Raw genomic sequence first — 21,149 nt, forward strand, 5'->3', positions numbered from 1 at the left:
ATGCAGGGTTTTGGCAATCGGAGTTGGTGCGCTGGTATCACGTTGGCCGTTGTGCTCGTGATCGCGGGCTGCGCCGCACCGCGAGGGCCGGCGCCGGTCGAAGACCGTGGCACGATGACGCGCGCCCCCAATGCGGCACCCGGAGGCCCGCTCATCACCACCGATGCGTCGGGCAAGCCGCTGCCCGGCATCGAGAACTATGGCAAGCCGGGCTACTACGCTGTGCGCCCCGGCGACACGATTCGCCGCATCGGAATCGAAACCGGCCAAGGCTGGCAGAACATTGCACGCTGGAACAATCTCGAGAATCCCGACCTGATCGAAGTCGGCCAGGTGCTGCGCGTGGTTCCTCCGGTGGGGCCGACGTCCACCACCGTGGCGGCCGCGGCCGCTCCCGCCGAGGGCGCCGTAACCAAGCCTGTGACGCCGCCCGCGGTGTTGCCCGCGGCGCCCGCGAGCGCGGCGGCCAGCAAGCCGGCGGTCACCGCATCGCCATCGGCACCCGCCGCCAATTCGGGCGACGAGGATCTCGGCTGGATCTGGCCCGCGCATGGCACGCTCATCGCAGGGTTCGACGACGCCAAGAACAAGGGCTTCGATATCGGCGGCAAAGCCGGCGACGCGGTCCTGGCCGCGGCCGATGGCCGCGTGGTCTATGCAGGCGCGGGCCTGCGCGGCTACGGCAACCTGATCATCCTGAAGCACAACAACACCTACCTCACGGCGTATGCGCACAACCAGACGCTGCTCGTGAAGGAAGACCAGTCGGTGCAAAAGGGACAGAAGATCGCCGAAATGGGCAACAGCGACGCGGACCGTGTCAAGCTGCACTTCGAAATCCGTCGCCAGGGCAAGCCTGTCGATCCGGCACGCTACCTGCCGAGCCGGTAATGCCATGGCCGCCTCCTCGCCCCCGTCGCACACTGCCTGTGCGCCGGGCGGTGGGCAAGGGCGAAGCGGCCGCAGACAACAATCCAGAGAGCACGCCTGCCGCAAGGCCCGGCCGTGCTGCCGCAGACCCGATTGCGTTTGCCGAACCGCTAGGCGGCGAGGGCGCGGATGCCCTGACCATCTACCTGCGGCAGGTGCGGCGCACGGAACTCTTCACGCCCGAGCAGGAATACCAGGCCGCATGCGCTGCCCGCGCCGGCGACTTTGCAGCGCGGCAATCGATGATCGAACACAACCTGCGGCTGGTTGTGAACATCGCCAAGGCGTATCTGGGCCGCGGCGTGCCGCTCTCCGATCTGATCGAGGAAGGCAACCTCGGCCTGATGCACGCGATCACCAAGTTCGAACCCGAGCGCGGCTTTCGCTTTTCCACCTATGCGACGTGGTGGATCCGGCAATCGGTCGAGCGAGCCGTCATGACGCAGGCGCGTGCAATCCGCCTGCCCGTGCAGGTGGTGCGCGAACTGCAGCAGGTGCTGCGGGCCCGCCGCACGCTGGAGGGCGATTCAGACTTCCTGGCGAACCGGCCCGACGGTGTGCGGGTGGAAGACATCGCCGCATTTCTGGGACGCGAAGTGCAGGCAGTGGCGGAGCTGCTGGCGCTTGCGGAGGCGCCGCGCTCCCTGGATGGCGGCGACGCGCACGGCGACGAGGGCTTTATCTTGGCCGACACCGTGGCCTCCGACGACGAGCGAAGCAGTCCGACCGACGTGACCCACACGCACGAGGTCGAACGCCTGCTCGACCAATGGGTTCATGCGCTCGATGCGCGCGAGCGCGAGGTGCTCGAAGGTCGCTACGGCCTGCATGACCGGGAGCCCGAAACGCTCGAGGTCCTGAGCGTTCGGCTGGGCCTGACGCGGGAGCGCGTGAGGCAGATCCAGAACGAGGCGCTCGCCAAGATGCGCCGCCAGCTGGTCCGCTCCGGTGTGGGGCGCGACGCCTTGTTCTAGGCGGCGCCGGCGCAGCCGCGGGAGGCCGGGCCGGCGCTGAGACAATCGGGGGATGACGGAATCCACTGAAGAAAAGAAAGTCCCCACGAAAGCGGCCGGGAAGACCCCGGCCAGCGCCCCGGACGAATGGCTCAAGGTCGAGTCGCTTGACCTGGACGCGCAGGGCGTCGCGCACAACGCCGAGGGCATGGTCGTGTTCATCGAGGGCGCCTTGCCCTTCGAGGAAGTGCAGCTCAACGTGCACCGGCGCAAGAACAACTGGGAGCAGGGCACGGTCACCGCAATCCGGCGTGAATCGTCGCAACGCGTGCGCCCGGGCTGTCCGCATTTCGGGCTGCACACCGGCGCGTGCGGCGGTTGCAAGATGCAGCATCTGGACGCCGCGGCGCAGGTGGCGGTGAAGCAGCGTGCGCTCGAAGACAACCTGTGGCATCTCGGCAAGGTGCGGCCCGAGAACGTGCTGCGGCCGATGGAAGGGCCGGCCTGGCACTACCGATACCGCGCCCGGCTCTCGGTGCGCCACGTGGTCAAGAAGGGCACGGTGCTGATCGGGTTTCATGAGCGCAAGAGCCGGTATCTCGCCGACATGCAGGTGTGCCCGGTGCTGCCTAAGCAGGTCAGCGACATGCTGATGCCGCTGCGCGCACTCATCGGCTCGATGGATGCACGCGAGACCTGCCCGCAGATCGAACTTGCCTGCGGTGATGCGCCGGGAACGACCGCGCTCGGCACAATCGCGCTGGTGCTCAGGCACCTGGAGCCGCTGTCCAGCGCGGACATCGGCCGCCTGAAAGCGTTCGCGGCGCAGAACCCCGGCGTTCAATGGTGGCTCCAGGCCAAAGGCCCCGAGACAGTGAAGCTGCTGGAAGAGGGCGGCACGCCGCTGTCGTACGAACTGCCCGAGTTCGGCGTCACCATGCCGTTCAAGCCAACTGATTTCACGCAGGTCAACCCGCACATCAATCGCGCGCTGGTGGGCAAGGCGCTGCGCCTTCTCGATGTGCAGCCGCAAGAGCGGGTGATCGACTGGTTCTGCGGGCTGGGAAATTTCACCCTGCCGCTGGCCAGCCGTGCGCGCGAGGTGCTGGGCATCGAAGGCAGCGACACCCTGGTGGCGCGCGCGAGCGACAACTTCAAGAAGAACGAACCAGCCACGCTGGCCAGGCGGGCGCTTTCGCCGACCCGGTTCGTGGCGCGCAATCTCTTCGAAATGACGCCCGCCATGCTGGTGGCCGACGGCAGCGCGGACAAGTGGCTGGTCGACCCCCCGCGCGAAGGCGCGTTCGCGCTCGCCAAGGCCATGGCCGACCTGCACCTGCAGCCGGAGCTGCGAACCGACGGCTGGACGCCGCCGAAGCGCATCGTGTACGTGAGCTGCAATCCGTCCACCTTGGCGCGCGATGCCGGCCTGCTGGTACATCAGGCGGGATACCGCTGCACCTTTGCCGGAGTGATCAACATGTTTCCGCACACGGCGCACGTGGAGTCGATTGCGGTGTTCGATCTGGCATGAAAAAAGGGCCCGACGGGGCCCTTTTTCTTGGCGCCGCGGGAAGCGCCTTCGTTCGATTCGATCAGTCGCGCTCGCCGCCGGCAATGCCCAGCAGGGCCAGCAGGCTCTGGAATACGTTGAACAGGTCCAGGTAGAGCGCGAGCGTGGCGCTGATGTAGTTGGTTTCGCCGCCGTCCATGATCTGCTTCAGGTCATAGAGCATGAAGGCCGAGAAGATGCCGATGGCGGCCACCGAGATGGCCATCATGCCGGCGCTCGAGCCGACGAAGACGTTGATGATGGAGCCCACCATCAGCACCATGGCGCCGACGAAGAGCCACTTGCCCATGCCGGACAGGTCGCGCTTGATCACGGTGGCCAGCGAAGCCATCACGAAGAACACGCCGGCGGTGCCGCCGAACGCGGTCATGATGAGCTCGGAGCCGTTCTTGAACCCCAGCACCATGGCGATGAGCCGCGACAGCATCAGGCCCATGAAGAAGGTGAAGGCCAGCAGCACCGGCACGCCGGCGGCCGAGTTCTTGGTTTTCTCGATGGCGAACATGAAGCCGAAGGCGCCGCCGAGGAAAACGATAAGGCCCAGCCCGCCCGTGAGCGAGCGGGTAATACCGGTGCTCACGCCGATCCATGCGCCCAGCACGGTGGGCAACAGGCTCAGGGCGAGCAGCCAGTAGGTGTTGCGCAGGACGCGTTGGCGCTCAGCCTGCGGCAGCACCTGGCCGTAGCCGGTGGAAGTGTCGAGGGTGGTCACGCGGTCGTTCATGGCAGTAGCTCCTTTGGTTGCTGCACTGACGCAGTTGGGCGCATTCTAGGGTTCTGCAAGAGGGGGTGATACAAAGACCGTATGGATGATGGTCCTAAGGGCGCCGGGACCGGCCGGCTCTTTGGCCGTTATGCTCTTGGGTTTACGCAACCGACGCTCCAAATGAAGACCAAGTCCTTCCTCGAACTCGCCGACGTCAAGGCCATTGCCGCAGCCGCGGAAGCCGAAGCCCTCAAGAACAACTGGGCCGTCACCATTGCCATTTCGGACGACGCAGGCAACCTGCTCTGGCTCCAGCGCCTGGACGGGGCTGCGGCCCTGTCTTCGCACATTGCCCCGGCCAAGGCCCATACGGCAGCCATGGGCCGCCGCGAAAGCAAGGTCTACGAAGACATCATCAACGGCGGTCGCACCGCGTTTCTCACGGCACCGGCCGTGCAGGGCCTGCTGGAGGGCGGCGTGCCGATCGTGAAGGACGGCCAGGTGATCGGCGCCGTGGGCGTGAGCGGCGTGAAGTCGAACGAAGATGCGCAGATTGCCAAGGCCGGCATCGCAGCGCTCGGCCTTTGAAGTAATTCGTCCGGCGGGCTGTGCCCCGCTGAAAGCAAAACGCCGACTTCAAGGTCGGCGTTTTCTTTCGGGTATTCAGCGTGAAAAAAGCTTGGCTAGTCGGCGAACCGTTGGCTAGCAAAAACGACCCTTCGGAGATGAATCTCCTGGAGTCGCCCCACGATGAAACTTGCGTGAAGGGCGGGCTGATGCTTACTTGGTAAGAATCAGCTTGCCGAGTTTGGTCGCCTGAAGACGATAGAGGGAGCCGTTGTGCATGATGCCCACGGTCTTGCTTCCCTTGAGAAGCTCCGTGCTTTCGACCATCGGCGCCGGACGCGGGGCCTGGATGGACGCATGTCCGCCACCCGATTGGTCGAGCGACGGATGGCTCAGAACAGAAAAGGCGTTCGGTTTGGCTTGCATCTGAAATTCCCCTTATCGAAGCGATGAGTGAATGATAATGATTCGCAATAAAAAGTCAATCGCGGCGATCAACTTTTTTTGCGGCATTCAGTGACTTACTTCGCGTCGGGTTCGGTAATGAAGCCGATCTTGCGCACGCCTGCCTCGCGGGCCGCAGACATTGCCTTGGCCACGCGCTCGTAGCGCACTTCCTTGTCGCCACGGATGTGCAGCTCGGGCTGCGGGTTCTTGGCGGCCTCGGCCGCGAGGCGGCCAGGCAGCTCGCCGTCGGCGATCTTCTGCTCGTTCCAGTAATAGTCGCCCTGGGCAGAAATGCTGAAGAGGATGTTCTCCGGCTTGGCCTGCTCGGGCTCGCTGGTGGCGCGGGGGAGGTCGATGTTGACCGCGTGCTTCATCACCGGCACGGTGATGATGAAGATGATGAGCAGCACCAGCATGACGTCGACCAGCGGCGTCATGTTGATCTCGTTCATCACCTCATCGGGTTCGTCCTGGGTACCGAAAGCCATGATGCTCAGCCCTTCTTGAGCGGAACCACGATGGCGTCGCCGCTGCCGCTTTGCACGCGCGCGCCGGTGACGAAGTAGGCGTGCAGGTCATGGGCAAAGCTGTTGAGCTTGGTCAGCACGAACTTGTTGCCGCGAACCAGCGCGTTGTAGCCCAGCACGGCCGGAATGGCCACCGCCAGGCCCAGCGCCGTCATGATCAGCGCCTCGCCGATGGGGCCTGCCACCTTGTCGATGGTGGCTTGGCCGGCCGAGCCGATGCTCATGAGCGCGTGATAGATGCCCCACACCGTGCCGAAGAGGCCGATGAACGGCGCGGTCGAGCCGACGGAAGCCAGGATGGCAAGGCCGGTTTGCAGGCGCGCCGTGAAAGCGTCGATGCCGTTGCGCAGTGCGCGCGTGATCCAGTCGCTCACGTCGAGCGCATCGTGCAGATGGGCCTTGGTGTTGCGGTGGTGCGCAGCCGCTTCACGGCCTTCGAGCGCCAATGCGCGGAACGGATTGCTGTCGTCCTTGCCGAGCTTGTTCAGCGCGGTTGCAAAGTCTTCGCTGTGCCAGAAGTCCTGCGAGTGCTTGGCAAGGCGCTTGTATTTGATGACGTCGAGGGCCTTGACGATGATCACGATCCACGACGCAAGCGACATGCCGATCAACAGCACCGCGACGGCCTTGGTGACGAAATCGCCCTGGTTCCAGACGTTCATCAAGCCGAATTGGGATTCCATACGAAGTTGCTCCAGAGAAAAATTAGTTCAATTTGAATGAGAAGGGCGCCCGCAGCAGGTAGGTCGTCTGTGCGTTGCCTCCTGTTTGCCTGAAGGGCGTGACCTGGGCGGTTCGGGCGGCGCTCAGCGCCGCTTCGTCGAGGCGTTCGAAGCCGCTGGATTTGTAGAGTTCGACCCGCTTGGCGAAGCCTTCGCTGTCGAAGTAGATCGAGACGACCGTCGTTCCCGACTCGCCCAGGCGCCGGCTCATGCTCGGGTAGACGAGCTTGGGCTCTCTTATATAGCGGGTCTGGCCCTCGGAGATCTCGATCATCCGCGGTGCCGGCGGGGCGGGGGCGCGGGCGGCGGTGCGGGTGGCGCAGGCGGAGCCGGCGCCTCGACCGGGGGTGCGGGGGAGGCGGCTCGGTCACGCCCACGGGCGCAGCGGGGGCGGGTGTCGGCTTGGGTTCGCGAATTGCCACCGGGCGGGGCGGAGGCTTGACGGCCTCGGGCTTGCGCTGGGGGGCGGCGGCGGTGGGGGAGGCGGCGGCTCGGCCGGCTTGGGTGGTTCGACGAACTGGCTCAGTATTTCTACAGGAATCACCACTTCGGCAGCGCGGCGCAACAGGCCGCTTTGCAGCGCCCACAGCGCGGCTGCATGAAACAGGATCACGCCTCCGGCAATGAGTGCATTGCGCGAGAGGCCCAGAACGGAGGGAGGGGGGGCAAAGCGGTCAGACACGATCAACCAATTCGAATGCGGGCACGCACGGAACGCGCCCCGATTGCAGCAAAACCGCTACGACTACTGTTTACTTACGAAAGATCCACCAGACGGAGCCTGCGACGAGTATCAGGCTGCCGCCGATTGCCGAGAAGAGTTCCATGCCTTGCTTTCCGAAATGGAGGTGGCAAGCTGGATCGCACTCGTTCCGGATTCGCGGTTCAACGCGGCGACCGGGTGCGAGGCGCTGCACTGCGCGACGATATCGCGCGCACAACCTTCACATTGACCACACTGGGTGGCCACGCCAAGCTCGAATTGCACTTCGTCGAAAGTCATGCCGGCCCGCACATGACGTGCGATTTCACGGTCGGAGACTCGGCGGCAGACGCAAACGATCATGGCGGTGAAAGCGGCAGTGGCTGGCTGGTTTGGGTTCGAGCCGATTATAAATACGAATCTCTCGCATTTTCAATAACTATGGCCGCAGAGAGGCCTTCCGTATTGTTATGGGAGAAAGTAGCATTTTGACAACAGCGAATCTAAATGTGAATGATTAAGACTACGCCGGCACTACACTCCAGCCCAATTTCGGCAAGCCACTACCGTTAAAGCGGTCCCAGCCAGCCATTCAAACCAGCCGTTTGGCTTTCTGGGAGGTCATCTTGTCCAATGTTGCCGGTCGGCGCGCTCGTGTGTCGCGCCCCAAGTCTTCTTCTGTTTCCGCCACCGGCAGCCTGCCGCGAGAAGCGGCAGTCCTGCCTTTGGCGCGCTGATGCTGGCCGCTTCGGTCAGCAGCTGGGCGCAGACACCGCCGGCAACAGTGCAGGGCGGCACCCTCGGAACCGTCACGGTGACCGAGCAGGCCGAAGCGCAGGGCAAGGACCAGGTCCAGACCAGGAAGACCAACATCGGCAAGGGAACGCAAGAAATCCGCGATATTCCCCAGTCGATCAACGTCATCACAGAGAAGCTGATCGACGACGTCAAGCTCGACACCCTCAAGGACGCCTTGCACTACTCGGCCGGCATTACTTTCGCGGCAACGGAGAACGGCACCGACCAGGACATCCGGCTGCGTGGTTTCCCCGTGGCCACCGTGGGCGACCTGCTGATCGACGGCATGCGCGACCCTTCGCAGTACGACCGTGACACCTTCAATCTCGAACGCGTCGAGGTGCTGCGCGGCTCCGCTTCGATGATTTTCGGACGCGGCTCCACGGGCGGCGTGATCAACCAGGTCTCCAAGAAGCCCTTGCTGGCCGACCAGACCGACGTGGAAGCCACGGTCGGCTCGCGCGGCTACTACCGCACCACGGCGGACTTCAACGTTCGCACGGGCGAAACCTCGGCATTGCGAATCAACGCAATGTGGAACAAGGCCGACAACGGCGGTGCCAAGATCGACAAGTACGGCATTGCGCCTTCCTACAGCTGGGGCGTCGGCACGGCCAACGAGTTCACCGTGGGGCTGTTCCACCTGAACGTGGACAACGTTCCGCTGTCGGCAGTTCGCTGGGTGGCGACCGGTCGGCAAGGCATTACCGGCTACAACGCGAGCGGTGTGCCGACTATCGGCAGCCTGGGCACCCTCGCGCCTGTCAAGCCCGGCAGCTTCTACGGCACCACGGCCGACAAGCTCCTTGGCAAGGCTACCTACGGCACGGCTTCGTGGCTCCATCGCTTCGACGACGGCGGCGAACTGCGCACCCAGGTGCGCTCGGGCACCTTCGACCGCAACCAATGGTCGACGGCCGCCGGGGCCAGCACCACGTTCGGCGCTCCCACCACGCTGGCCAACTTCAGCGAATACACGATGCTCACGCGCAGCGGCCTGACGCCGCGCAAGGATGAGTACAAGGGCACCTACCTGCAAAGCGACTACAGCAAGGAGCTGAGCTGGGGCGGCATGAAGCACCAGCTGCTGGCCGGTGTCGACGCCTCGAAGGAGGAGGCGAGCCGCTACCAGAACGACGCCTTCTTCAACAACAGCTTCCGAGGCCGCGCGCTGGGCTCGCGAGCCAACACCTTCGTCGGCACGCCGAACGACGGTGCGGGCTTGAGCGGCACGTTCGTGGAGCCGGTGTACCGCGATTCGAGCGCCTATTCCGCGAAGTCGGTCGGCATCTACCTGCAGGACCTGGTCCAGGTGGCGCCCGATTGGAAGGTTCTCGGCGGCGTGCGCTACGACCGACTGAGCGGTGATTTCGACCAGTACACCTATTCGAACCCCGCCTGCGTGAGGCCCACTCCGGCACCGCGCGGCTATACGCAAACGGCGAATTGCAGCGACCGTCGCGAGCGCTATTCCGCCGGCAGCCCGTTCCCGACCGTCACCAGCACCCATCTTTCGCAAGGCGCATGGAGCTACCGCGCCGGCGTGCTGTACCAACCTTCGACCACGCAGTCATATCACCTGTCGTACAGCACCTCGTTCAACTCGTCGGCCGACACCTATCAGTATGTGTCGCCCCAAACCGCGGGCACCCCGCCCGAGAAGAGCCGCAACATCGAACTGGGCGCCAAGCTCGACTGGCTCGACGGCAAACTCTCGACGCGCGCCGCCATCTTCCGCACCGAAAAGACCAACGAGCGCACCACCGATTCGGACTTCGCGGGCAGTTCCTATCTGCTGTCGGGCAAGCGCCACTCGCAGGGCCTTGAGCTCGACGTGGTGGGTCGCCTCACGTCGCAGTGGGAAGTGTATTTCTCGTACTCTTTCATTCCCAGGGCAACCATCGACCAGGTGGGCAGCACTGCAACGCCCGGTACCGTAGGCTCGCGCGTCGGCCTGACGCCCAAGCACAGCGGCGCGGCATGGATCAGCTACCAGGCAACGCCCAAGCTGCGCATTGCAGGCGGCGTGCGCGGCGCATCCGAAAACCGGCCGCTGCAAGGCGTCACCGGTGCCGCCAGCCTGGCCAACAGCACCCCCGGCTATGTGGTCGGCGACATGATGCTCGAGTACAAGTTCACGCCCGACCTGTATGCGCAGCTCAATGTGAATAACGTGACGAACAAGCTCTACGGCGATCAGCTCTACCCGGGCTTTGCAATTGCCGGTGCGAAGCGCACGGTGCTCTTCACGGTCGGGGCGCGCTTCTAAAGGTCTCTTGAGTTTCTAGAATAGCCAACGCCGTTGCTCCTTACACATGCTCTTGCACATTCGCGAAGTGCTCTCGCTCGACGAGGTTCGTCAAGCCAGGGAAATTCTGGGCCAAGCACCTTGGGAGGACGGCCGCCTGACCGCGGGCGAGCAGTCCGCCAAGGCGAAGAACAACGAGCAGCTGCGGGAAGACTGCGAAGAAACCCGAGCCGTTCAGCAACTGCTGCTAAGGGGCCTCGAGCGGCACCAGGTTTTCTTCTCGGCCGCTTTGCCGAAGCAGATCTCGCCGCCTCTGTTCAATCGCTACGGCGGTGAGTCCAACAGCTTTGGCAATCATGTGGACAGCGCGGTTCGTTTTCTTCGCGACGGCTCGGGGCGGGTGCGCACCGATATCTCGTGCACCCTGTTCCTGGCCGAACCGAGTGAATACGACGGCGGCGAACTGGTCATCGAGGACACCTTCGGCACCCAGCGCGTCAAGCTTGCCGCCGGCGACATGGTGCTCTATCCGGGCACCAGCGTTCACCGGGTGCTGCCCGTCACGCGGGGCTATCGGCTGGCGAGCTATTTCTGGATCCAGAGCATGGTGCGCAGCGACGAACAGCGCCGGCTGCTGTTCGAAATGGACAACCATCTGCGCCACCTTCGCAGTAAATATGGCGAGACCGACTCCGGCGTGATCGGCCTCACGAGCACGTACCACAACTTGCTGCGCATGTGGCTCGACATTTGAGCCGCGGCGTGGCGCCTGCCTGTCAGGAAACGCATTCATGATGAACAAGTCACTTCTTCCGGCCGCCGCAGTCGCGGCCGCAATTTTCTGCTCCGCATCGGCGTCTGCCCAGTTCGTCGACCACGACGCCGTCAAATGCACACCGGTTCCCAAGGAGCAAATGCGTCCGCAGATGGAACTGCAACGCAAGCTGACCGGCGAAGGCTGGAAGGTTCGCCAGATCAAGAACTTCAATGGCTGCTACGAGGTCTACGGCTTCGACGAAAAGGGCCAGCGCACCGAAGCATTCTTCGACCCCAAGACCTTCGAGAAGGTCGGTCAGGTGAAGCAGCCATCCTGAGGATGCGGAAGGTGCGTGCAGCGCCAGCGCGTTCGTCGGCGCAGGTCTGGGCGCTTTGGTTGCGCGCAACGCATTGGGCGCTGGTCGCCGCCATTGCCGTGGCGTGGTTCAGCGGCGAGGCGTTGCTGCGGCAGCACGAACTTGCGGGCTACGCGGCGCTGGTTCTGGTTGCGGTCCGCTGCATCGGCGGATGGCTCGGAGGCCGCTATGCAAGCTTCAGGCAGTTTGTGCGGCCTCCGTCGCAGGTGCTGCGCTATGCGTCCGAAGTGCTCGCACGGCGCGAGAAGCGCTACCTAGGCCACAACCCGCTCGGCGGCTGGATGGTCGTCGCCTTGCTTGCCACGGTAACGGCTGTCGGCGTCACGGGCTGGATGTATTCGCTGGATATGTTCTGGGGATTGGCGTGGGTGGAATGGCTTCACCGCACATTGGCCTGGACACTGGTGGCGCTGATTGCGCTGCATCTGGCCGGCGTCGCTTTCACGAGCTGGCGGCACCGGGAGAACCTGGTCAGCGCCATGTTCAGTGGGCGCAAGCGCCCCGAAGAGCCGGGCGACATCGCCTGACGGCGGCACCTCGCTCGCCGAAAAGGGCCTGGCGGCCCCTTTTCGGAGTTCAGCCGATCTCGCCCATCTGCGACTGCAGGTAGTTCTGCAGCCCGACCTTGTCGATCAGGTCGATCTGGGTTTCGAGGAAGTCGATGTGCTCTTCCGTGTCGTCCAGAATCTCTTGCAGCAAATCGCGTGACACGTAGTCCCGAACGGTTTCGCAGTACGCGATGCCGTCCTTGATGGTGGCTTGCGCGCCGGTCTCGGCACCCAGGTCGCAGCCGAGCAATTCGGGCACGTCTTCACCGATGTTCAGCTTGCCCAGATCTTGCAGGTTGGGCAGGCCGTCCAGCATGAAGATGCGGTCCATGAGCTTGTCGGCGTGCTTCATTTCGCCGATGGATTCCTCGTATTCCTTCTTGGCCAGCTTGTCCAAGCCCCAGTGCTTGAGCATGCGGTAGTGCAGGAAATACTGGTTGATTGCGGTGAGCTCGTTCTTGAGCTGCGCCTGCAGATGTTCGATGACCTTGGGGTCGCCCTTCATGATTGTTTTCCTTGTTCTGAAAGTAGGGATTGTGAGAGGGGCGAGCGAGCTCTTGCAAGCAATCCCATGCTCCGCTGGTCTGCATGCGTTTGATGGTGATACACGTTCGTATTCGAGCAGGAGGCGAGGGTGACCTTGCCTTTGGTTTTCATAGGCCGCAGCGATACAGTCGATAGCTGATTACTATGAATTTGTCTTATTTGGTAGCTATACTCATGGCTCGCACTTATTTTTGTCCACCCGCAGCATCCAAGGAAGCAACATGTCCCTGATCAACACCCAAGTCCAACCCTTCAAGACCCAGGCCTACCTCAACGGCAAGTTCATCGATGTGTCCGACGAGACGCTCAAGGGCAAATGGTCCGTGCTGATCTTCATGCCGGCGGCATTTACCTTCAACTGCCCGACCGAAGTCGAAGACGCGGCCGACAACTACCCCGAGTTCCAGAAGCTGGGCGCCGAGGTCTACATCGTGACCACCGACACGCACTTCTCGCACAAGGTGTGGCACGACACGTCGCCCGCCGTGGGCAAGGCCAAGTTCCCGCTGGTGGGCGACCCGACCCACGCGCTGACCAACGCTTTCGGCGTGCACATCCCCGAAGAAGGCCTGGCACTGCGCGGCACCTTCGTGATCAACCCCGAAGGCATCATCAAGACCGCCGAAGTGCACTCCAACGAGATCGCCCGCGACGTCAAGGAAACCCTGCGCAAGCTGAAGGCCGCGGTCTACACCGCCGCTCACCCGAACGAAGTCTGCCCGGCCAAGTGGAATGAAGGCGACAAGACCATCGCTCCGTCGTTCGACCTCGTCGGCAAGATCTAAGCGTCCCGCGCGAAAGCCCGGGCGCTCACGAGGCCCCGGGCTTTTTTGCCCCAAGTTGATAGTTTTAAGTTATCGAAAGAGAGTCCCTCATGCTTGACGCCAGCACCAAAGCCCAATTGAAGAGTTACCTCGAACGCGCCACGCAGCCGATCGAGATCGTCGCCTCGCTCGACGACAGCAAGGCCTCGGGCGAAATGCTGTCGCTGCTGAAGGACGTTGCGGAAGCCTCGCCGCTGGTCAAGCTGACCGAAAGCCGCGATGACAACCATCGCAAGCCCTCTTTCTCGGTCAACCGCCCGAGCGAGAACCACGGCCCGCGTTTTGCCGGCTTGCCGATGGGCCATGAATTCACGTCGCTGATCCTTGCGCTGCTGCAGATCGGCGGCTATCCCCCGAAGGTCGAAGAAGCCGTGCTCGAGCAGATTCGCGCGCTCGACGGCGACTTCGAGTTCGAGATCTACGTTTCGCTTACCTGCCACAACTGCCCCGACGTGGTCCAGGCGCTGAACCTGATGGCCATCCAGAACCCACGTATCCGCACGACGATGATCGAGGGCGGCACCTTCCAGGACGAAGTGAAGGAACGCCAGATCATGGCTGTGCCGACCGTGTTCCTGAACGGCACCGAATTCGGCCAGGGCCGCATGAGCCTGGAAGAAATCCTCGCAAAGATCGACACAAGCGGCGTCGAGCGCGAGGCGAAGAAGATTGCCGGCAAAGACCCGTTCGACGTGCTGATCGTCGGCGGCGGCCCCGCAGGTGCCGCGGCTGCCGTGTATGCGGCGCGCAAGGGCATCCGCACCGGCGTGGCGTCGGAGCGCTTCGGCGGCCAGGTGCTCGACACGCTGGGCATCGAGAACTTCATCTCGGTCAAGGAAACCGAAGGACCGAAGTTCGCCCATGCGCTCGAAGAGCACGTGCGCGACTACGACGTCGACATCATGAACCTGCAGCGCGCCAGGGCGCTTGTTCCGGGCAAGGACCTCATCGAGGTGCAGCTCGAGAGCGGTGCTTCGCTCAAGAGCAAGTCGATCATCATTTCGACCGGTGCGCGCTGGCGCAACATCAACGTGCCCGGCGAGCACGAGTTCAAGAACAAGGGCGTGGCTTACTGCCCCCACTGCGACGGCCCGCTCTTCAAGGGCAAACGCGTCGCGGTCATCGGCGGCGGCAACTCGGGTGTCGAAGCGGCCATCGACCTGGCCGGCATCGTGGGCCACGTCACGCTGATCGAGTTCGACACCGCGCTGCGTGCCGACGCCGTGCTGCAGCGGAAGCTCAAGAGCCTGAGCAACGTCGACGTGTTCACGAACGCGCAGACCACCGAGATCACCGGCGACCAGAAGGTCAACGGCCTGGTCTACAAGGACCGCGCGACCGGCGAGTTGAAGAAGATCGAACTCGAAGGCGTGTTCATCCAGATCGGCCTGGTGCCCAATACCGATTGGCTCAAGGGCGTGGTCGAGCTGACGAAGCACGGCGAGATCGTGGTCGACGCCAGGGGGCAGACCTCGGTACCGGGCGTGTTTGCCGCGGGCGACGTGACGACAGTGCCGTTCAAGCAGATCATCATTGCGGCAGGTGATGGTGCCAAGGCGGCGCTGGGCGCGTTCGATCATTTGATCCGCACGTCGGCACCGGCTTGAGCGACTGGAAAAACTGTAGCCCGAGTAGGTTGCAAGTTGTACAAATGAGAATTATTCTCATACAATAGTGGTCAAGGGCAGCACGCCCTTTGCCGCCAGCCAGGTCAATGGGCGCAGCACTTGCGCCAAGGTCCAGCAAGCAGTTCTTCAACTGTTTTCTGGACCTTTTTCGTGGCCTCCCAATTCAACCTACCCTCCCAACGTTTTGCACTTCTGCCCTGGCTGATTGCCACCGGCTTCGGCATGTCCGCGCCTGCCTGGTCCCAGCAGCTCGCAGTACTGAATGAAGTGGTGGTGAGCGGCTCGCGTTCTGAACAGGCCAGGGACGACTTGCCGGTCAGCGTGGAGGTCATCAATCGGGAAGACATCGAGTCCAAGCAGATCAACGACATCCGCGATGCGGTGCGCGATCTGCCCAATGTTTCAGTCAAGCGCTCGCCAGCGCGCTTCGGGCTGGCGCAGGGCAACACGGGCCGCGACGGCAACGCCGGCTTCAACATTCGCGGGCTCGACGGCAACCGGGTGCTGCTGCTGACCGACGGCATCCGCACGCCGCGCAGCTACGTCTTCAGCGCCAACGCCTTCGGCCGCGACTACTTCGACATCGGCCTCGTCGAGCGCATCGAGATCATCAAGGGTCCGGCTTCGGCACTCTACGGTTCGGACGGCCTGGCCGGCCTGGTCAACTTCGTGACCCGCGAACCCGCGTCTTTCCTGCGTGAAGGCCGCAGCTTCGGTGGGAGTGCAAGCATCGGCTACAGCGGCGACGACAACGGCATGCGCGGCGGTGTCACGCTTGCCGGCAAGGCCAACGACACGCTGCAGTGGCTCATTTCGGCCAACGCAGGTCGCGCCAGCGAACTCGAGAACATGGGCACGCTCAATGTGCCCAATGTGGACCGCACCACGCCCAATCCGCAGCGCGACAGCAACCGCTCGCTGCTGGCCAAGGCCATTCTCACGCCCAACGCAGACCAGCGGCATTCGTTCACCTTCGAGCACATCGAGAAGACCAGCCGCTACGACCTGCTCTCGGGCATTGCCAAGCCTCCTTATGCGTCCACCTCCGTGGTCGGCCTCAACGCGAAGACCGACCTGGAGCGCGACCGCTTTACCTACGAAGGCCGGCTGCGCCTGAACGCCGCCGTGGCCGACAACCTGCTCGCGGTCGTGAGCTACCAGAAGGCCAAGTCGCGCGAGTTCATCCATGAAGACCGCTTCACCGCTGCCGACCGCACGCGCGACGTGACCTACGACGAGAACACCTGGCAGCTTGGCCTGCAGGCCGACAAGACGCTCCGCATGGGTGAGTGGGCGCAGAAGATCACCTACGGATTCGACTACACGCGCACCAACGTCGAGAACCTGCAGACTGGCCTCGTGCCGCCCACCGGCGAGAGCTATCCGCTCAAGCGCTTTCCCGATACGCGCGAAACGTCGTCGGCGTTCTACGTGCAGGATGAATTCATCCATGACCGCTGGAGCATCACGCCCGGCATTCGCTTCGACCGCTTCTCGCTCGACGCGAAGCAGGCCGGCTTCAACGCGCAGGCCGTGTCGCTGTCAGGCTCGGCTGTATCGCCCAAGCTGGGCGTGCTGTTCCGTGCCACGCCGCAATGGAGCGTCTACGGCAACTACGCATCCGGCTTCAAGGCGCCCAACGCGTTCCAGGTCAACAACTTTTTCGAGAACGTGATCCAGGGCTACAAGACGATTCCCAACCCGAATCTCAAGCCTGAAAAGAGCCAGAACATCGAACTCGGCGTGCGCGGGCGCACCGGCGTCCTGAGCTTCGACGTGGCTGCGTTCACCGGGGACTACAAGAACCTCATCGAGAACGACAAGCTCGTCGGCGGCCGCGGCATTCCGCGCATCGATCCGCTGGTGTACCAGTCGGTCAACGTGGGACGCGCGCGCATCAGCGGTTTCGAAATCAAGGGCGAGCTCGACTTCACCGAAAACGGCACCGGCTTTTCCGTGCCTTTTGCCTATGGCCAGACGCGCGGCCGCGACCGCACCAACAACCGGCCGCTCAACTCGATCGATCCGCAGAAGTTCAGCGCCGGCCTCAAGTACCAGGCGCCGTCCTGGAGCGTGCGCCTGGACGCAGTGCATCACAGCGCCAAGGAGTGGGAGGACGTCGATCGCAGCGAAGTGACGACCGGCCTGCAGTTCCGCACCCCGCAAGCCACCACGCTGGACATCAGCGCGCAGTGGCGCATCAAGAAGGACCTGCGCCTCAACGCCTCGGTGACCAACCTCACCAACAAGCGCTACTGGATGTGGAGCGATGTGCGCGGGGTGACAACAACCTCGGCCATTCGCGAGGCCTACACGCAGCCGGGCCGAAGCTTCAATGTCTCGCTCGTGGCCGACTTCTGAAACTGCCTCATGGCAACCCAGCAAATCAAACAACAGGAAACCCGATGACCTTGGAAGAAATTCGAGCTCGCTTCTCTGAACTGCGTGCCAAAGGCATGCGCCACAAGGATGCCGCCGCCGCCATGGGCTTGTCCGAAGGCGCGGCCATTGCGGCGCACACAGGCGCGCACGACAAGGCCCTGCGCGCCACGCGGCTCAACGGCCCATGGGTCGAACTGCTGCAGGCACTGGAGCTGTGCGGCCCGGTGCTTGCGCTGACGCGCAACGAGACCACGGTGCACGAGAAAACGGGCGTCTACGAGAAAGTCTCCGGCAGCGACAAGCTGGGGCTCGCGTTGGGCGAGGCCATCGACCTGCGCCTTTTCTTCAGCCGCTGGCACGCAGGCTTTGCGGTGAATGAAGCGGCGGCCAATGCGGGCGTGCCGCCTTCGCTGAGCCTGCAGTTCTTCAATGCGCAGGGCGTGGCGGTCCACAAGATCTTCGCGCGGGACGCCACGGACCGCGATGCATTCCAATCGGTCATCGACACGTACACCGCACCGGAAAGCACGGTGCAGTTCGAGCCGGCTGAAGACAAGGCCGTACCGCGCGACGACGGCACCATCGATGCACGCGGTCTCTCCGATGCATGGCGGGCCATGCAGGACACGCACGAGTTCTTCGGGCTGCTGAACAAGTTCGAGGCCGAGCGCCAGCAGAGCTTTCGCCTGACCGAAGGCGAGTTCACGCAACGCGCCGAACTGCACGCCGTTCGCGACCTGCTGCTCGAGGCGTCTTTCGACGGCACGCCGATCATGGTGTTCGTGAGCAGCCCCGGCTGCATACAGATTCACAGCGGCCCGGTGTCGCGGATCGAGCCGATGGAAATACCCAGCAGAGACGGGAACGCGCCGCCCGTTCGCTGGCTCAACGTGCTCGACACCGGCTTCAACCTGCATCTGCGGGAGGACTGCATCCAGAACGTGTGGATCGTCGAAAAGCCCACCAGCGACGGCATCGTCACCTCCGTCGAGGCCTTCGACAAGGACGGTGAGCTGATGGCCATGTTCTTCGGCGCGCGCAAGCCCGGCGTGCCCGAGCGCGAAGAGTGGCGCCGCATCGTGCGGAATCTTCCGCGTTCAACTCGGGCGACCGCGCAGTCCGCGTGAACATCGCCAAAGACGCATCGTGCCTTGACTGTGATCCGATATCCAATGAGCGAACTTCACCTTGATCCGACTCCTTGCGCTGTGCATCGCCGCAAAGCGCTGCGCCTTCTCTCGGCCGCTTCGTTCGGTGCCGCCGCGCTGCCCTTGTTCGCACAGTCGGCAAAGCTTCCGAGGCTGGTAACCGTGAGCGGTGCCATCACCGAGGTGGTGTATGCGCTCGGCGCGGAGGGCCAGCTCGTCGGCACCGACACCACCAGCCTTTACCCGGCTGCCGCACGCGGCACGCCCAAGGTCGGCTACATGCGGCAGCTGTCCGCCGAGGGGCTGCTGTCGCTGAAGCCCGATGCGATCATCGCGACCAATGAATCCGGCCCTGCGGTCGTGCTCGACCAGGTTCGCAGCGCCGGGGTCAAGATCGAGGTCATCGAGGCCGACCACACCTGGGGCGAGGTGCAGCGCAAGGTGCAGGCCGTTGGCCGTGCGGCCGCCAGGGAGGCGCAGGCGCGTGAACTGCAGGCCAGGCTCGATGCCGAATGGGCGCAGGTGCAGCAGCGCATCGGCGCTGCGAAGGGGCGCAAGCCGAAGGTGCTCTTCGTGCTGTCGCACAGCGCGAGTCCGCAGGTGTCGGGCGAGAAGACGGCGGCGCATTCGGTGATCGGCTTTGCGGGCGGCGTCAATGCGATGAGCGGCTTCCAGGGCTACCGTCCGATGACGGCCGAGGCTATGGCCAGCGCCGCGCCCGACGTCATCCTCACGAGCACCCAGAGTATCGAAGCCCACGGCGGCGTCGACCGGTTCTGGCAACGGCCCGAGCTCGCGCTTACGCCGGCTTATAGAAAGCGCGCGCTGATCACGCAGGACGCCTTGCTGCTGCTCGGCTTCGGTCCGCGCCTGCCGGCGGCGATCGGCGAGCTCCACGAGAAATTCCAGGCGGCGCTGGCATGAGCCAGCGCCTCGGTTTTGGAACCGTGTTGTGCGGCAGCATCTGCCGTTGCTCGCGGTGGCCTTTGCAACGGGAGCGATTTCGGGCGCCTATGCGATCAGTCTCTCGCAGCTCTGGAATGTGTTGGCCTCAGTGGGGCAGGGCAGTGCGGGCAATCCGTCGCCCGAGCACCTGGTGTTCCTCAACATTCGCCTGCCGCGGCTGATCCTCGGCATGGCGGCCGGCGCCGGGCTCGGCATGGCGGGCACCCTGATGCAGGGCCTGTTCCGCAATCCCTTGGCAGACCCCGGGCTGATCGGCATCAGCAGCGGGGCGGCGCTGGCAGCGGGCATCACCATCGTGCTCGGTGCCTGGTTCTGGCCCGTGCTGCCGCGCACGCTGGGAAGCTGGACACTGGTGGCCATGGCCTTCGGCGGCGGCTTCATCGTGACCCTGCTGATCTACGGCCTTTCCCGCAGCGAAGGCGGCACGCGCATGGCGCTGATGCTGCTGGCGGGCATTGCCATCAACGCGCTGGCAAGCGCAGGGCTCGGCCTGCTGAGTGTCATGGCCACCGACGAGCAGTTGCGCAGCCTGCAGTTCTGGCTCCTGGGCAGCCTGGGAGGCGCGCGCTGGAGCGCGGTGTTGCTCGTGTGCGCGGCGGTGTTTCTTTCTTGCTGGGCGGCGGCTGCACTTGCTTCGCCGCTGAACGCCATTGCGCTCGGCGAGGCGCAGGCGGCGCTGCTCGGGGTGGACGTCGAGCGCACCAAGCGGCGCGCCGTCGTCATCACGGCGGTGGCCGTGGGGGCGATAACGGCCACGACCGGAATCATCGGCTTCATCGGGCTGATTGCGCCGCACTGGGTGCGCATGCTGGCCGGGCCTGATCACCGCGTGGTGCTGCCGGCCTCGGCTCTGGTGGGCGCCGTGCTGGTGCTTGCAGCCGATACGGTGGCGCGGACCGTGATTGCGCCTGCCGAGTTGCCGCTGGGCGTGCTCACCGCGTTCATCGGTGTGCCCGTGTTCTTGCTGATGCTGCGGCATTTCAGGGGGCGCATATGACGTCGGCCGAGCACAACCGGGCGCCGCTGCTGTCGTGCGCGGAGGTGGAGGTTCGCATGGGCGCCAAACTGCTGCTGGCCAACGCCTCGGTAAACCTGGCGCCGGGCCGCGTGACGGCCATCCTCGGCCCGAACGGCGCGGGCAAGTCGACCCTTCTGTCGGTGCTTTCAGGCCAGCGCGAGCCGACGCGGGGCAGGGTTGTGCTCGACGGCCGGCCGCTCGCGGACCATGGCATGGCGGCGCTGGCGTTGCGTCGCGCGCTGATGCCGCAGGAAAGCGCGGTCGCGTTCGACTTCACCGCGCAGGACATCGTCGCACTCGGCCGCTATCCGCACCGCCGCGCACCGGCTCGAGACGAAGACGACATCATCGGCCGCGCCATGGCGCTGACCGATGTCACGGCGCTGGCGACCCGCATCCTCAATACCTTGTCGGGCGGCGAAAAAGCCCGGGTTCATCTGGCGCGTGCGCTGGCGCAGCTGTGGCATCCGCGTCCGGACGGCGCCACCCGCTGGCTGCTGCTCGACGAGCCCACTGCGGCGCTGGACCTCGCGCACCAGCATTCGGCAATGCGGCTGCTTCGGGCCTGGGCGGCGCAGGGCGTGGGTGTGGTCGCCGTGCTGCATGACCTGAATCTCGCGCGCCGGTACGCCGACGAGGTCGTGGTGCTCGGTGCGGCGGAGGGGCTGCGGCAGGGGCCAACGGCCGAAGTGCTGCAGCCGGAGTTGATCGAGGCGGTCTGGGGCATGCCCTGCCAGCCGGTCAGCAGTGCCGATGGAACGCTGCAATACCTGTTTGGCTAG

The 21,149-nt window shown here is 64.2% G+C and carries 21 protein-coding genes and 1 pseudogene; 15 read left to right on the forward strand and 7 right to left on the reverse strand.

The genetic code is table 11. The features are described from left to right. Genes M0765_RS18470 through rlmD form a run of 3 tightly spaced genes read left to right on the forward strand, consistent with a single transcriptional unit; the run spans position 1 to position 3,417 of the window. Positions 1 to 891: a peptidoglycan DD-metalloendopeptidase family protein gene (locus M0765_RS18470; protein WP_258505278.1), complete on the forward strand. Its 891-nt coding sequence runs from the start codon at positions 1 to 3 to the stop codon at positions 889 to 891. Then, positions 891 to 1,904, forward strand: a complete 1,014-nt coding sequence (locus tag M0765_RS18475; protein ID WP_258505280.1) for a sigma-70 family RNA polymerase sigma factor — start codon at positions 891 to 893, stop codon at positions 1,902 to 1,904. Before M0765_RS18470 ends, M0765_RS18475 begins: the two co-directional genes overlap by 1 nt. A gap of 52 nt (positions 1,905 to 1,956) precedes the next feature. After that, on the forward strand, positions 1,957 to 3,417 hold the full coding sequence (rlmD, locus tag M0765_RS18480) for a 23S rRNA (uracil(1939)-C(5))-methyltransferase RlmD (protein WP_258505281.1): 1,461 nt from the start codon (positions 1,957 to 1,959) through the stop codon (positions 3,415 to 3,417). Positions 3,418 to 3,478: 61 nt separating this feature from the next. Here the strand turns inward: rlmD and M0765_RS18485 are convergent, their stop codons facing one another. Then, positions 3,479 to 4,180, reverse strand: coding sequence for a Bax inhibitor-1/YccA family protein (locus M0765_RS18485; RefSeq protein WP_258505283.1), 702 nt, complete (start codon positions 4,178 to 4,180; stop codon positions 3,479 to 3,481). A gap of 162 nt (positions 4,181 to 4,342) precedes the next feature. Between M0765_RS18485 and M0765_RS18490 the strand changes: the two genes are divergently transcribed. Beyond that, the gene (locus tag M0765_RS18490) at positions 4,343 to 4,750 is read left to right on the forward strand and encodes a GlcG/HbpS family heme-binding protein (protein ID WP_028258861.1); all 408 of its coding nucleotides are present in this window, start codon (positions 4,343 to 4,345) and stop codon (positions 4,748 to 4,750) included. A gap of 192 nt (positions 4,751 to 4,942) precedes the next feature. Here the strand turns inward: M0765_RS18490 and hemP are convergent, their stop codons facing one another. The 5 genes and pseudogenes from hemP to M0765_RS18515 form a co-directional block, all read right to left on the reverse strand. Beyond that, entirely contained in the window at positions 4,943 to 5,155 is a 213-nt protein-coding gene (gene hemP / locus M0765_RS18495) for a hemin uptake protein HemP (protein WP_018903010.1), read from the reverse strand. A gap of 95 nt (positions 5,156 to 5,250) precedes the next feature. Then, a complete protein-coding gene (locus M0765_RS18500; RefSeq protein WP_126748853.1) occupies positions 5,251 to 5,664 on the reverse strand; it encodes an ExbD/TolR family protein in 414 nt (137 codons plus the stop codon). A 5-nt stretch (positions 5,665 to 5,669) separates the two neighbouring features. After that, complete coding sequence (locus M0765_RS18505; protein WP_258505287.1) at positions 5,670 to 6,386, reverse strand: MotA/TolQ/ExbB proton channel family protein; 717 nt, start codon at positions 6,384 to 6,386, stop codon at positions 5,670 to 5,672. A 22-nt stretch (positions 6,387 to 6,408) separates the two neighbouring features. Beyond that, a pseudogene (locus M0765_RS29485) lies at positions 6,409 to 7,110 on the reverse strand (energy transducer TonB). Positions 7,111 to 7,218: 108 nt separating this feature from the next. Beyond that, complete coding sequence (locus tag M0765_RS18515; RefSeq protein ID WP_258505289.1) at positions 7,219 to 7,491, reverse strand: (2Fe-2S)-binding protein; 273 nt, start codon at positions 7,489 to 7,491, stop codon at positions 7,219 to 7,221. Between the two features lie 373 nt (positions 7,492 to 7,864). Between M0765_RS18515 and M0765_RS18520 the strand changes: the two genes are divergently transcribed. The 4 genes from M0765_RS18520 to M0765_RS18535 are packed head-to-tail and all read left to right on the forward strand — an operon-like array spanning position 7,865 to position 11,834. Beyond that, complete coding sequence (locus M0765_RS18520) at positions 7,865 to 10,195, forward strand: TonB-dependent receptor (RefSeq protein ID WP_258505290.1); 2,331 nt, start codon at positions 7,865 to 7,867, stop codon at positions 10,193 to 10,195. A 46-nt stretch (positions 10,196 to 10,241) separates the two neighbouring features. Beyond that, positions 10,242 to 10,928: a Fe2+-dependent dioxygenase gene (locus M0765_RS18525; RefSeq protein WP_258505291.1), complete on the forward strand. Its 687-nt coding sequence runs from the start codon at positions 10,242 to 10,244 to the stop codon at positions 10,926 to 10,928. A 37-nt stretch (positions 10,929 to 10,965) separates the two neighbouring features. Further along, the gene (locus tag M0765_RS18530; protein WP_258505292.1) at positions 10,966 to 11,268 is read left to right on the forward strand and encodes a PepSY domain-containing protein; all 303 of its coding nucleotides are present in this window, start codon (positions 10,966 to 10,968) and stop codon (positions 11,266 to 11,268) included. Between the two features lie 11 nt (positions 11,269 to 11,279). Further along, the gene (locus M0765_RS18535) at positions 11,280 to 11,834 is read left to right on the forward strand and encodes a cytochrome b/b6 domain-containing protein (RefSeq protein WP_258505293.1); all 555 of its coding nucleotides are present in this window, start codon (positions 11,280 to 11,282) and stop codon (positions 11,832 to 11,834) included. A 49-nt stretch (positions 11,835 to 11,883) separates the two neighbouring features. Here M0765_RS18535 and bfr read toward each other — a convergent pair whose 3' ends face one another. After that, positions 11,884 to 12,360, reverse strand: coding sequence for a bacterioferritin (bfr, locus tag M0765_RS18540; RefSeq protein WP_126748857.1), 477 nt, complete (start codon positions 12,358 to 12,360; stop codon positions 11,884 to 11,886). Positions 12,361 to 12,622: 262 nt separating this feature from the next. Between bfr and ahpC the strand changes: the two genes are divergently transcribed. The 7 genes from ahpC (at position 12,623) to M0765_RS18575 (ending at position 21,149) form a co-directional block, all read left to right on the forward strand. Continuing rightward, positions 12,623 to 13,186: an alkyl hydroperoxide reductase subunit C gene (ahpC, locus tag M0765_RS18545; RefSeq protein WP_157613151.1), complete on the forward strand. Its 564-nt coding sequence runs from the start codon at positions 12,623 to 12,625 to the stop codon at positions 13,184 to 13,186. Positions 13,187 to 13,275: 89 nt separating this feature from the next. Further along, on the forward strand, positions 13,276 to 14,832 hold the full coding sequence (ahpF, locus tag M0765_RS18550; protein WP_258505294.1) for an alkyl hydroperoxide reductase subunit F: 1,557 nt from the start codon (positions 13,276 to 13,278) through the stop codon (positions 14,830 to 14,832). A 171-nt stretch (positions 14,833 to 15,003) separates the two neighbouring features. Beyond that, positions 15,004 to 17,214 (forward strand): TonB-dependent hemoglobin/transferrin/lactoferrin family receptor, encoded by a 2,211-nt coding sequence (locus M0765_RS18555; RefSeq protein ID WP_258505295.1) that lies wholly within the window; start codon positions 15,004 to 15,006, stop codon positions 17,212 to 17,214. A gap of 44 nt (positions 17,215 to 17,258) precedes the next feature. Next, on the forward strand, positions 17,259 to 18,362 hold the full coding sequence (locus M0765_RS18560) for a hemin-degrading factor (protein WP_258505296.1): 1,104 nt from the start codon (positions 17,259 to 17,261) through the stop codon (positions 18,360 to 18,362). A gap of 45 nt (positions 18,363 to 18,407) precedes the next feature. Continuing rightward, positions 18,408 to 19,307 carry a heme/hemin ABC transporter substrate-binding protein gene (locus M0765_RS18565; protein WP_258505297.1) on the forward strand — a complete coding sequence of 300 codons (900 nt, stop codon included), beginning with the start codon at positions 18,408 to 18,410 and terminating at the stop codon, positions 19,305 to 19,307. 28 nt (positions 19,308 to 19,335) lie between these two features. Further along, positions 19,336 to 20,346, forward strand: a complete 1,011-nt coding sequence (locus M0765_RS18570) for a FecCD family ABC transporter permease (protein WP_258505298.1) — start codon at positions 19,336 to 19,338, stop codon at positions 20,344 to 20,346. Beyond that, positions 20,343 to 21,149: a heme ABC transporter ATP-binding protein gene (locus M0765_RS18575; protein WP_258505299.1), complete on the forward strand. Its 807-nt coding sequence runs from the start codon at positions 20,343 to 20,345 to the stop codon at positions 21,147 to 21,149. Before M0765_RS18570 ends, M0765_RS18575 begins: the two co-directional genes overlap by 4 nt.

This window comes from Variovorax sp. S12S4 (assembly GCF_023195515.1).
Taxonomy (GTDB): domain Bacteria; phylum Pseudomonadota; class Gammaproteobacteria; order Burkholderiales; family Burkholderiaceae_C; genus Variovorax.